General features: G+C 32.2%; 11 protein-coding genes. All 11 read right to left on the bottom strand.

The features are described from left to right. Positions 1-25: 25 nt before the first annotated feature. The 11 genes from EP747_RS17915 to EP747_RS17865 all read right to left on the bottom strand — a co-directional run bounded on the left by EP747_RS17915 (position 26) and on the right by EP747_RS17865 (position 13,190). Complete coding sequence (locus EP747_RS17915; protein ID WP_129691458.1) at positions 26-1,114, bottom strand: DNA alkylation repair protein; 1,089 nt, start codon at positions 1,112-1,114, stop codon at positions 26-28. A 31-nt stretch (positions 1,115-1,145) separates the two neighbouring features. Next, entirely contained in the window at positions 1,146-1,883 is a 738-nt protein-coding gene (locus EP747_RS17910; RefSeq protein ID WP_165347136.1) for a hypothetical protein, read from the bottom strand. Between the two features lie 13 nt (positions 1,884-1,896). Next, on the bottom strand, positions 1,897-2,394 hold the full coding sequence (locus tag EP747_RS17905) for an ECF transporter S component (protein WP_165347134.1): 498 nt from the start codon (positions 2,392-2,394) through the stop codon (positions 1,897-1,899). A 14-nt stretch (positions 2,395-2,408) separates the two neighbouring features. Next, positions 2,409-3,008, bottom strand: coding sequence for a histidine phosphatase family protein (locus EP747_RS17900; protein WP_129691455.1), 600 nt, complete (start codon positions 3,006-3,008; stop codon positions 2,409-2,411). Further along, on the bottom strand, positions 3,005-3,745 hold the full coding sequence (cobS, locus tag EP747_RS17895; RefSeq protein ID WP_129691454.1) for an adenosylcobinamide-GDP ribazoletransferase: 741 nt from the start codon (positions 3,743-3,745) through the stop codon (positions 3,005-3,007). The genes EP747_RS17900 and cobS overlap by 4 nt, the downstream gene beginning before the upstream one ends. Positions 3,746-3,755: 10 nt before the next feature. Beyond that, a complete protein-coding gene (cobU, locus tag EP747_RS17890; RefSeq protein WP_205753847.1) occupies positions 3,756-4,322 on the bottom strand; it encodes a bifunctional adenosylcobinamide kinase/adenosylcobinamide-phosphate guanylyltransferase in 567 nt (188 codons plus the stop codon). 63 nt (positions 4,323-4,385) lie between these two features. After that, positions 4,386-5,105: a hypothetical protein gene (locus EP747_RS17885; protein WP_235832929.1), complete on the bottom strand. Its 720-nt coding sequence runs from the start codon at positions 5,103-5,105 to the stop codon at positions 4,386-4,388. Positions 5,106-5,232: 127 nt separating this feature from the next. Further along, positions 5,233-6,348, bottom strand: coding sequence for a Ger(x)C family spore germination protein (locus EP747_RS17880; protein WP_165347132.1), 1,116 nt, complete (start codon positions 6,346-6,348; stop codon positions 5,233-5,235). An 8-nt stretch (positions 6,349-6,356) separates the two neighbouring features. Beyond that, positions 6,357-7,823, bottom strand: coding sequence for a spore germination protein (locus EP747_RS17875; protein ID WP_129691452.1), 1,467 nt, complete (start codon positions 7,821-7,823; stop codon positions 6,357-6,359). After that, entirely contained in the window at positions 7,820-8,890 is a 1,071-nt protein-coding gene (locus EP747_RS17870; protein WP_129691451.1) for a GerAB/ArcD/ProY family transporter, read from the bottom strand. Before EP747_RS17870 ends, EP747_RS17875 begins: the two co-directional genes overlap by 4 nt. A 127-nt stretch (positions 8,891-9,017) precedes the next feature. Beyond that, complete coding sequence (locus EP747_RS17865; protein ID WP_129691450.1) at positions 9,018-13,190, bottom strand: S8 family serine peptidase; 4,173 nt, start codon at positions 13,188-13,190, stop codon at positions 9,018-9,020. Positions 13,191-13,615 lie beyond the last annotated feature (425 nt).

The following is a 13,615-nucleotide window of genomic DNA, read 5'->3' as shown; positions in this document are numbered from 1 at the left end:
ATTCCAAAAAATTGGAATCTCATTTTTATTTTACCGTAAAGTCATACGTTCCACTTTCCACTCCATTGATTAGTAGTGTGATGCTATGTTGACCTGGGTAATGTTTTCTTGTTGATAAGTTTTTGAAAGAGTGTGTTTTGTTGTATGATAATGTTTTGTCATTTTCAATTGTGTTTTCGGATATTTTAAAGATTTTTCTTGTACGGTTACCTTTTGACTTTACGTAATCAATTGCGAATTCGATTCTAAGTTTTGTGGTGGTCGGTTCGTTACTATGAATCGTAAAAGAAAATTTTATGTCCCCACCAATTTCTATATTGTCTGATTGTAATTGGAATTGGTCTATATGGATTGCTTTTGTCGTTTGGAATCCAAAAATCGTTAAAGCTTCTATATTACCTTTTTTTAATAGGGTTCTACATGCGTGCTTTGTAATCCAATTGGTATGTGGAATTTTACCGTACCATTCTTTCGCAATCTTTAATACTAGAGTTGGGTGATCTTTAGAAATATCGTTTAAATTATTTGCTACACTTTTGCGAACATATAATGACTCATCTTCCTTTAAGTTTTCTAGAATCGGAAGAATTGGAGTTGGGTCTTTTTTTAGACTTTTAAGAACCATTCCCCATGGTAATTTGGGTCGGCATCCTTCACTTGCAAGCCTTCTTACATGTTCATCTGGATGAGTAGACCATTTTAGCATTTGTGTCATCATTCGTTCTTGGTCTTGTACAATGAAAGGTCTAACAGCAAATTCTGATGTTGAGTGCTGTGTGAATATTTCTAGGGCTTCTATTGATTTTTCCCAGTGATCTAAGCCGTACACTTCAACAAAATCAGGAAAGAAAATACTACTTAATTGGCCCTTTGGAAATTTCTCTAAAATACTACTTAAAATCTCTATTGATTTTTCATATTTGTTTGGAAGTGTCTCTCCCAAACAAATCGTAATATGTCTCATTCTTTCCTTTAATGTTTTTTCTTCCCAGTTTCCATTGAATACTTTATCAATAAAAGTTTTACGATTAAACTCTGTATAAACGGTATTGATTTCGTTTGCGATTTTTGAAATTAATTCGTGGTTATATACATTTTTCAAAGCATCTGCCATTTTAATTCTCCAATCATTTTATTTCAAACTATTAAACAATCTCACCTAGTAAAGTGATTGGCTGTGAGATTTGCCTTTTTAATTCTTCAATAGCACCATGTTTAATAATTGCTAGTGCGCATGTCGCTGGACCAGCTGATTTATGTAACGGGATACTAGTTTGACTCAATAATTTTATATCGATATTATTCGTCTCCATCAATAGATTCAATTCATACTGAACGCCCTTTGATCCAATTGGTAATAGATCAGAGACATCTTCGCAATTAGTTATATGCTTTAATGAATTAAAATTAATGATTTCGTTTTTATTTTTATTTAAATCCTCTAATACTTCATTTCCTACTTTTGGATAGCCAATTAATATTACAACGTCACCTGAAATGACTTCTTTTCTATTAAATGGATTATAAATTTCTCCCATTAAAGTAATTCCTAAACCTGTTTGTTTTGTTGGGATATTTTCTTCTGTACTTCCAGTAATGTTTATTTCTAAGTTGTCTTCATAAAAATTAGCTTCATTATATTCTTTAATCGCTTTTTCAATCCCGTTTATTATTCGCTTACCTCTTCCGTTCATTTCTACACATAAAGTATTGATTAATACCGTAGGCTTAGCGCGAAATGCTAATGTTTCAACTAAACATAATTTCGCCGTTAAATAACCTACAATTTCTTCATCAACTTTTATGAAATCAAGCTCGCTCATCCCTATTCCACCGCAGCTATCACAAGCAATTGTAAAATAACGATTCTTATCTATATGCATTAAGGTTAAATCCCTATATTTTGAAATTTGCACGTTTCATCACCTTTTGAAGTATAAATGCTAAAACAATATTGGCCGCTGAAGCTAAAGTCAATGGCACAACCATTAACATAAAAAAACTACTAATAGTCTTTACTGTAAACGAGTGATTCAAATAAGCAATTAATAGACCACTTAATAAAGTTGCGACTGGACCATTTAAAATAATTGCCACTACCATTGCGATGTATTGATTCATTTTTTTAAATAATACGCCAAAAATCCAAACAATCACAAGCATTTGTATTGCGATAAATAGATGCACTGGTACTGTAAATGGAAAACCTGAAGTAATTGCTGTAAGAAGATGACCTAGTGCCCCTACAATCCCGCCGGCAATCGGTGAAATCATCATAGCAGCCAGAAAAGCCGGCAATGAATCAAATGCAATAGAATAGACTATTTTTATATTAGACAGTACTGCACTTAATGCGATAAATAATGAAAGTAAAACAATTCTTTTTGTGTTCAAGTTTCTCCATCCTCTTAATTTAGTTGAATGATATTTTTCAAAAATCCAAAACCATCATTATACTCAATTTCAATAATACATCCATTACTCGTATAAAATTTCCAGAAATGACTTAAATCTAAATGAAGTAAATTTAAGAGTAGTAGCTTCATAATTCCCCCATGTGATACTACTATTACATCTTCGTTTTTCGATCTAATGTCATGACAAAATGTATTAACTCTTTCTGCACACTGCTTTAAGCTTTCCCCATTCGGAATTTGAAAATGAATCAAATCTTCATTCCACTTTTCTACAACTTCAGGCACTTCATTTAAAAGATCAGTATATGATTTCCCTTCAAATAGCCCAAAATTTGTCTCCTGTAACCTACAATCAACTATTTTTGATTCTCCTATTAATTCTTCAATCGCATCACTTAATAAAGTGCATCTACGAAGTGGACTAGAATACAAAGTATAGCGTGAAGTAGGTTCAATCATTTTCGTAAACTGGGTTATCACACCACCTATTTGACTATAGCCTTTTTCTGTTAAATCAAAATCAGTCATTCCTGCATAAACCTTTTGTCTATTTCCAATGCTTTCTGTATGTCTAATTAAATAAATTCTCATACTAATCTCTCACCTATAACAGCAAAAATTAAAAAGCATAATTGGGAAATTTCAATTGTAAATCCAATTACATCCCCTGTAATTCCATCAAGTTTTTGATTGATTCTTTTCGTTATGAAAGTAATAAAAATAAACGTGACGCATACCGCAACAATAATGGCTATTTCATTAATTAAAATACTACTTACACAAATGAGTAACACATAGACAATTAGAACAAATAATGAATTAGATTTTTTGGCTTCTATTATAAATTGACTTCCAAATCCTTCATTTCTAGCATAAGTACTTATTCTGCATGTGAATAAGGCGATGCATCTTCCAATAATCGGAAATAAAAAAATAACAAATGTTGTACTCTTTGATAAAAATAACCAATCCCCTAAAAATATAACAATTAAAGAAATTACCCCAAATGCCCCAATGCGACTATCTTTCATAATCTCTAGTATTCTTTCTTTTGAACGATGACTAAAAATTCCATCTGATGTGTCAGCTACTCCATCAAAATGTAATCCACCCGTTAAGAATAAATAGACTAGTAGAATAAGAAATGCACCCGCTTCTTTCTCCAAAATAAATGAAATTCCACTATTCAAACTAACAAGTATTAAACCAAATAACACACCTACTAATGGAACCAATCTAATTCCTTTTCCTAGTTCGGCTTCAATAAAATCGTAATTTTTAACCGGGATTGTTGAAAAAAAACTGAGGATCATTTTAAAACGATTCATATCGGTACTCCTACTTTATTCTTAATGGTATACCAGCTGTAACGAGTATAACTTCTTCTGCTCTTGCAGCAATTTTTTGATTTATACGCCCAGCAATATCTCTAAAAATCCTGCCTAATCGATAAGATGGAACAAGTCCATAACCTACCTCATTCGATACAATTATGAATGTCTTACCGTGTTGATCACAAACATCTATCAACTCGTTCACTTCATTTTCTATATCTGATTCTAGTTTATTTATTTGCTCATTCTTAATGGTTTCAAAATCAATATCAGTATAATGATCAAACAGTAAATTTGTAATCATAACTGTCATGCAATCTAAAATGACATACTTCGATTTAATAAATTCTTCATTCATTTTTAATTGATTAAATTGTTTATATCGCTCAACAGTATGCCAATCTATCGGACGATCTTCTTGATGTCTTTTAATTCTTTCATTCATATCTCCATCAAACGGGATTGCAGTAGCAATATAAACTACATCATTTGCGTTTGTTTGTAACTCCTTTATTCGTCTTTCGGCATAGGAACTCTTTCCACTACGAGCCCCACCAATAACTAGAATCAACGTCTTCACCTCCACGTATAAAATAATCTACCTTAATTAAAGAATCGCAATATCTTGTCCTAATTATCCTAACTCTCCAAGTACAAATAAACCAACTAACAAAATGATTATTAATATAACTGAACCAATTATTTTCTTCAAACTAGGTCTCGAACCATCTTTTAAAACTCTTAACCCAAGTGGTACAAGTGCAATGCAAAGTGCCAATGTAGCTACAATAGAAAATGGAGTTGTACCTTTTAGTACGCCTAATGGTAATGAACTCATAAGTCCTAACAGTATGGAACGAATTAACCCCAATACATTCGCACGATATGAGCCAATAGCTAAAATAATCCAGCCAAACATAATTAAAGGGGATAGACTATGGAATATATGAAACGCTCTATAAGATTGTTCCATAACTTTTGTAGCGGTGTCCACACCTAAAATTCGAACCATTTGAAAAGCTAGATGATCGACTCCAGCATGAAATGTACGAGCAAATAGGCCAAATATCGCAAAACTTCCTCCCCATACTGCCCAATTTGGCTTTTTTATACTGATTAATCTACAAAGTGAGATAACTGCTGGCCACAATAAGACATTCCCAGCAATAAAGAAACTATAAGATAAAAATAGTAAAGTTGGATGAGCTTTGTATGCTTCAAGTTGGTCAGGAAAGAAGAAATGAAACTTACTTCTTAAAATGACACCAACCAACATAAAAATTGGACCTAAAATTAAGGATATCCCACCTAACCATCGCCCTGGAAACCAATTATCTTTTACTCCTTCAGACATAACCTTTCTCCTTTTACTTAGTTCATTTCTATCATAATTCATTTTTAATAAAAATGAGCATAAAAAAGAAGGTCTCTTTGATAAAAATTAACCTTCCTTTTTCGCTCTTCTCAATTCAAAACAATTTTTATCTTTTATAAACTTTACTTCCTATAATATGCACATTTACTTTTATATCTTTTATTGAATTAGTATCAACTTCATTCAAGGCCCTTAAATCCCATTCTTTTCGATTAAATCGATAAGGCTTTTCCGAAATATTTAAGAGATCGGCATGAAGCTCTTCTCCCTTTTTCATTGTCTTTATAATTTCTTTTTTCATTTTATTTCTGATTTTAGAAGCAATTTTCTTTCTACTTAAATTATTCTCGTTCTGTACAATAGCTACATTTGTTTTTATATTTATAATATACTTTGGCTTCTTACCACCTTTTATGACTTTAACTGAACCATTTGAGCTTCTAATTTCTATATTCAATTTATCTTTTTCAAGTATTAGTGGCAAACTATAATTTTTTTGCTGCAAATAATCCAGTGATTTTATATCTTTTAATTTTACTTGACCTTTATATTTTTGCTGCGAGATTACATAGGCACAATCAATATAGGCTATCTTATCCTCTTTTTGCTCATTAAAATTCTTATCTTCAATACCTAGTGAAGGTATCAATACTGTTCCTACTGGTTGAGTATATCTTGAAATAAAATTATGAAATTGCATACTTAAAAGAATTAGGCTACCTCTGCTCTTTTCAGCAGGGGTATTCACTACTGTATATAAAAAGGGTAAATTAAAAAAACTTTGACTTAACAAGATATCTTTAATTTCCAACTCGGTACCATAGAACCACAATGTGTATCTTAATAACGGTCTTCCGCTAATAAATGAATTGACATCTTTCATTTTTTTTTCTATTACCGATTTACTTAAGATGACACTGTTAACATGACCATAATATAAAGGTATTGGTGATTTTGATTCCAATTTAGTAAACGCTGACTGTATACTTTTGCCTGTTGCTTGACCGATTAATGGAGGAGCAGGTACTTGTAATGCCCCGCTTTCTTGCTTCGCTATATTCGAAAAGTTAAGCGCTTGAATTGTTACAATATACTGATTGTCCTTATAATCAATTCCAAAACTCGTTACCAAAGTTTGATCAATAATCGTTCGCTCTCCCCAGCATCCTGTTAAAGTGAATAAATAAAAGACCATCAGTATGATGATTAGTAATTTTTTCATCCTATACATCACTCCTTCTGACGGTCTTCATCAATTGGCTTGAGAGCTTGATGTCTTGTCTTCTTATACTTTTGCGGCAACTTAAGAACTACATTTAAGAAGTCAGATAGCTTCGGAACTGATAATAAAGTTATATACGGTTGACCAAAGCTTTCTAACGAAACAATCATAGTACTAATTAGAAAAAAGCCAGTAAAAAAACCTATCAACCCTAAAATAGACGATAAAAATAAAACAAAAAAGCGTAGGATTACAATATTTCCTGATATATTTTGATTAATTAATGTATAGCCTGAAATAACAGTTAAAGCTATTACAACAAGCATAGAAGGTGATGTTAATCCTGCGCGTATCGCGGCATCACCAATGAATAGTCCCCCTAAAACGGCTACAGTTTGTCCTACTGCTTTTGGCAAGCGGATCCCGGCTTCTTTAAATAATTCAAAAAATGCTAGCATTAAACAGGCTTCTATTGGTGCTGAAAATGGTAGTCCATTCCTAGCCATACCAATCGTGGCAAGTAATTGATAAGGTATTTGATCTATATGAAATGTCACTAATGCAATATAAAATCCCGGTAGGAAAATGGTTGTTGCAATTGCAATAATTCTAAGATATCTAACTACGTTATTATAATAAAAGCTTGCATGTATATCTTCAGGTGAATAAATAAGTTGATTTAAATTGGTTGGTCCTAATAAACAAGTTGGATTTCCATCAACAATTACTGCAAATCTTCCTTGATTTAATGATTGTACAACGAAATCGGGTCTACCTATATTATCTAATAGTGGAAAAATTGAAAATGGTTGATCATATAGTGCCTCTTCAATTTCATAACTACTTACAATTACGTCTTTTTTTATTGAGTTAAGTCGTTGCTTTGCATCAGATAGAATCGAAGGATTAATAATATCTTCCATATAAACTAATAGAACTTTCGTTCGACTTCGTTCACCTATTGTAAATTCGACACTTTTTAATGTTGAGGTCTTAAGTCTTTGACGAATTAATGCCATATTATCGGAAATATTTTCTACAAATCCATCTCTTGGGCCACGAATTGAATTTTCTAAATTAGATTCTTCTGGATTTCGTTTTGGTGGATTCGCTACTTGTATAAAGAATACATCATTTAAATACGAACTAAATATGACTAAATCACCAGAAAATAAATTTTCTTCAACTTCCTTTTTAATATTTGATATTTCTTTCAACCTTTTAGTCTCGACTAAATTACTTAATAACTCAAAATTGAATTTCTCTTCTTTCTTAATCACATTAAAGATATCATTAATGATTTGATTACTAAATTGAGTGTCAATCAAATTTGGACAAAACATTATAATGACAAAATGCGAGTCTTCTCCTTCCTTATATGATTTCGTTCTGAAATCTATATCCGATGAATGATTAAAAGACTCCATAAATTTTAATAAATTAAGGTTTTCTAAAGTTGTCGATTCTTTAGTCATGCTGAATCACCTTTTAATTTTGAAATAACTAAAAATATTAGCATGGTACACGATAAAAAGATTAAATTTATTGGAAAATAGTAGTATTGTAAAAAGTAATAAAATGACGTTGCATTCCAGGGAATCATTACTGCTACTAATAAAAAAAGTGACAATACTGGTAAACTCCACTTTTTTCTTCCACTATAATTGATGATGTAATTTGCAATATATAGATTTAAACTGATTCGAATAAACGCGCCTGACAACCACTGAAAAATTGATAAAAAATCCAATCTAGTAATATTATCTCCTAACGTTAGAAGTTTCCATTGTTCATAAACGGGATTTCTCATTTTTTCTGCCTCTACAGGTCCAAACTCCATAATCGCTCCTGTCAGTGGCCCTAGGATTAACATTAATAATATAAAACTTACGATCATTAACCATTTTGCTTTTACTTTATCTTTTAAAAAGGAATTTAAAAATAATATGAAAATGATTTCAAAAAAACCTGAGCAAGTATATACAAAGCCATGAAAAAAATCATGATATCCTTTTTCGAAAATAGGAAATAGCAAACCATAATTTTTGTTCTTATCGTTCCCTATACCGACTAAAAAACCAAACAGAACAACTGGTGGTAAAATCAAAAATGCAATCGTACCAATTGTACGAATCCCTTTAAATGCCGCATAAAAGCAGATCATTAAAATTAAAAACGCTACAATAATATCCGGAATATCTTGGGTATAATTTGTATTTGCCCAAATAAGGGTAAATCGAAAGGTAACAAAAGCTGATAATAAAAAGTAGGCAACAAAGATGGTAGACAGTATGTACGCTATCGGTTTATACAATACTTTAAACATCACAGATAAAATATCTTCATTTTTAAGCTTTTTATACAAATAAAAAACTAAAGTTGTCCAAATCACGAAAGGGAGAATACTAGCAACAACCGTTACCCATGAATCTCTATGAGTAGATGTCAAAATACCAGGAACGATAAACACATGCAACATAAATCCGGTAGACATAATAATCAAGATATAAATATGAGTTGAATAAATAAACTTTTTATTCATAAAAAGTCTCCCTACAAATCCTTTATTCCTTTAAATTAACCTGAAATGAATTTTATTATGTATAAATTTACCAATTAACTAAAATAAAAAGCCTTCTCCAAAAATAATCGGGAGAAGGCTGCTTTTATTATTTGTTTAATCCTAACTCTGTTAAGATACTATCTAATGTAGCATCTTTATATGATTTTTTAGCTTTAGGAGGATTTGGAACTGTTGAATTTTGTAATCCAAAATTCTTAATTACATAATCCATATCTTTTGCATCAACTACTTTATCAAAGTTGAAGTCAGCAGATGCTTTGTTTGTGCCCCAGAACGTTTGTACAGCTAATGCATCTAGTACGTCGATTACATCGTCTTTATTTGCATCACCAGCAGGTGCAACATCTAATAAGTAGCGTAATTGCTTACCAATTAAATCACCGCGGATATTATCAAATAAAGTATCCATTGTATGATTCATCGTAAAATGTCCTGGTACATCTACAGATAATTTATAAGGTTTGCTGTCTACTTTCACACCATCGAATGCATAATCACCTTGTTTTGAAGTAATTGGTGCTTGTAAAACAGTTTTGCCATCATACGATGTTAATGTAATTTTTGCACCTAATTTACTTTGATCAATTGCATAGTTTGTTTCACCAGTTAGTGGGTTTTTTGCTCCTTCTACTTGAAGTGTACCTGTAAGTTTTGAAACTGATGGTTTTACATTGTATCCTTCAATATAAGTGTAAACATTTTTCGTTTCTACATTTGATGTATCAATTGTAGATGTACCGTTACCTGAGAAGTTAATCGCTGATCCTGTTGTAAATGATTTATCGGTTGTTTTAATATCGAAATTAAATAATTGAGTATCCTCTGGTAACTTAGCTGAACCTGAGTAAGTAAAAGTAAAGTCATATTGCGTAATATAATCCCAAGTAGTAGGAGATGTTTTTACTGTAACTTGTGCGTCTCCATATTTTTTAACTTCATCATTCACTTGAATATTATCAATGATCCCCTGATTATTATTCAATTGAAGTGTTAGTTTAGTTGTTTTTAAGTTACTAATATTATTTGCTTTTACAGAGTAGTTTACAGTATCCCCAGGTACGATATTTTGCTTATTCGCTTTTAAGTAATAATATGGTGTTGTATTTTTTACAAAAGCAATTCTAATTTGAGCAGTTGGATTTAACGCTGCATCCATTCCATAGAATGTTAAAGGTAATACTGAATATTTACTATCAACTAAAATTTGATCATTATAATCCCCGTTTTTATCAACGTTAATAGGTAATGATGGGAAGAAAGAATTATAAGTGTAAACAATTGTGTTATCTGATTGGTCAGCTTTAATACCATATTTTTTAGCTTCGTCGATTTCTGGATCATTTACGTTAATGTTGAAGTCGTATAACATTTGTCCATTTTTATCTAGTTGACTATCACTATACTCGATAACCTTTTGATCTAACTTATCAAAGCTTGAAGTCATATTTGGAACAGCATATTCCATCATAAAGTCTCTTGCTTCAGCAAAAGTTTTACCACTTTCACTCACACCAACTAGTCTTAATTTGTAATGACCTGGTTTAATTAATTCATATTTACTGCTAATCGGGTTTTTCGCATCTCCAGTGAATGGGAAGTAATATGCTCCTACAAGTCGACCAATATTGTAAACTACATCCTCTTTCATTACTGAAGTATTAAATGAACCAATAATACCTAAGTCTTGACCAGTTGTTGGGTCCTGAACGATAACATCTAATGATTTCATATGTGTTTTTAGAGAAACACTTCCATCAATAAACGGGTACGCATAAGTTGGATTCGTAATTTTATTTGAATAAAGTGGGTTGATTAAATTAAATGATTGGATACCTTCTTCAACTACACGAACACCAAACGGAATTTGATATTGTTCAGTTGGATCTGCTGTATTCGTGAATGTAACATAACCTTCATATGTTCCTTTTTCAGCAGTTTTTGGAATGTTTAAATTAAACTTAATTGCTTTCGAACTAATGCCATTTAACTTAACTGATGTGGGACCTGAAAGTGTAACATTATTTGAAGCTGCATCCTTCGATCCTCTTAATCCAGTTTGATATTTCACGTCAACACTAAATGTTTTTGCTTTTTCACTACGATTCTTTAAAGTAACATTGCGAGAATCTGCAATATCATTATTGTCAAATCCATATGAACCAAAGCTCATCCCACCGGTTAACTCATTAATTAATTTTTCTTTGCCATTTACGATCGTTGGTGTTTTATCAACCACTTCTAATTCTACATTTGAATGAATTGCTTCAAATGCATCTACACGTCCACTACCTACTTCAAATACGCTATACGCTTTTGATAATGGATCAGCTGTATTCATTAAGATTGATTTGATATCTTCAGGTTGTAAGTCTTTATTTGATTGAAGTAATAATGCGGATACACCTGCTACATATGGTGTTGCCATTGATGTTCCAGACAAACGCTCATATGCATACTTATAATCTTCAGGCTTTGATCCATCGCCTGTTTTATTATTTACATAAAATGGTACACTTGAAAGAATTGAAACACCTGGAGCTGTCACTTCTGGTTTGATATCATAGTTTACACGTGATGGTCCTCTTGAACTAAACGTCGCTAATTCATCTGAAGCTGTTTGCAGTTTAGAATAATCACCAAAAGTAACTTCATTTTTACCTGCTTTAACTGCAGCTGTGATTTTTAATCCCTCTTCATATGATACTGAGAATGAAGGAATAGCATCTACCGACTCACCTAAGAATGCTTGGATTGCCCCTTCACTTTGGTTATCAATATTATTAGCCATTAATACACCTACAGCGCCAGCTGCTTTTGCATTTTTAATTTTATCAATCAATGCAATTGTTCCACGTTGAATGTAAGCAATCTTGCCTTTCAAGTCTTTTCCTGTAAAATCAGATGGATTTGCTAAACCTACGTCAACAAGTTGATAGGTTTTACCTTTTAATGTCGTTAAATTATCAGAATAGTTTTGAGCTAATTGTCTAAAGTTGTATTTGTTTCCATCCTGTGTTCCGTTAAATTGATAAAGATCAATTGCAACTGATGAAGCTCCGACAGTTAATGCTAATGCAGCCGCTCCCGGTGAACCTAATGTGTCCATTTGGTCTCCATCATTTCCTGCAGCTACGACAGTCGTTACGCCACTTAATACAGCATTGTTAACCGCGATAGAAGTTGCATAAAGTGGATCATTTAACGATGCACCTAATGACATATTAATAACATCCATACCATCTTTTACTGCTTTATCAATACCAGCGATAATCGCTTCACTTGTTCCAACCCCACCAGGTCCAAGTACACGATAAGAATAGATATCAGATTCTGGTGCTGCACCAACCTGTTTGTATTCACTATCTGATGCACCACGTCCACCGATGATACCTGCTACGTGAGTACCATGCTCAGTATAATAGTCAGCTCCATTTGCAGAACCTGGTTTACCAGCTTTAACCCAATCAGCATATGTAGTCTCCATTGGATCATTATCATTGTCTACAAAATCATATCCACCTTTGAAAGCGTTTTTTAAATCTGGGTGGTTGTAATCGATACCTGTATCAAGAATACCGACTTTGATACCCTTACCTGTATAGCCTTCAGCATGTAGCTTATCCAAGCCATCATATGGTGTATAGTTAGCTACTTTAGACTCGTCTGCTTTTAATTCGCTATTCTTATCTGATTCTTTTGGAGGGTCAATTGAGAACTTTTCATTACTCCAAACAGTTTTAACTGCTTTTGATTTTAATAGATTCTTAATTTGATTTGCTGGTAGACTCATTGAAACGCCGTTAAAGGCATTTTTATATGAACGCTTAATTTTAAAGTCTACCTTTTTATTATTTTCATCTTTAAGAACTTGTCCTACTTCTTCATTAAATGTAGCATGATCTTGATCAACTAATTTCCCTGCTTGTGTCTCAGTTAATGATTTGCCTTCTACCTGCGCCTCAATTTGAGCCACTTTCGCAGGTTTATTTGCAAACTCTACAATAACTGAAGTTTGTTTTGTAGTCGTTTGATCTATGTCTGATGAAACTTGTAGCCCTGTCGCTTCATTTGTTGAAATTTGTTTTAAAGCAGCTCGTTGCTGGGAAGTTAAATTTGCAAGTATTGTTTCTGTCTTTGTTTTCTCTGCTGCCTTTGAAACATTTGTTACATGTGCAATCGGTGCAACTACAACACTAGATGATAGAGCTAATACGGTAAATCCTGATACAAACTTACTTTTCTTTACTCTTTTCCCCATTCTTCTTCCTCCTGGCTTCTATTTATCTAAAGTAAAATTCAATGAAGATCTATGATTTATAAAATAGTAAGCTACTTTTTATCTTCATATTTAATTCTTTACATCAAATTTACTTTCTACATTTATTATCAATTTTTTCCAATTTTCGGTCAATTGGGTTATCCCTCCCCTTATTTACCAATAGTTCGAAATTTTGCTCTCTACATTCGACAGGATTCTTCTAAATTCTCCCGTAAAAAACAATCGAAATAACCCAATTTATACATCATTTCAAAAGAAAAAATAAATTCTTTGAAATCGCTTACTTTTTTAATTGCAGAACTGCCAATTTTATTTGCAGTTTCCTCAATTTTAATTGCAGTTTCACCGATTTTATTTGCACTTCACTACTTCACATATCTTCCAACAACCTAAAAAGGGAAGCC

Origin of the sequence: Gottfriedia acidiceleris, from assembly GCF_004138285.1 — a bacterium.
GTDB classification, from domain to species: Bacteria; Bacillota; Bacilli; order Bacillales; family Bacillaceae_G; genus Gottfriedia; species Gottfriedia acidiceleris_A.
Note: the sequence above shows the minus strand (reverse complement) of the source record. Positions and strands in the feature narration are given on the sequence as shown.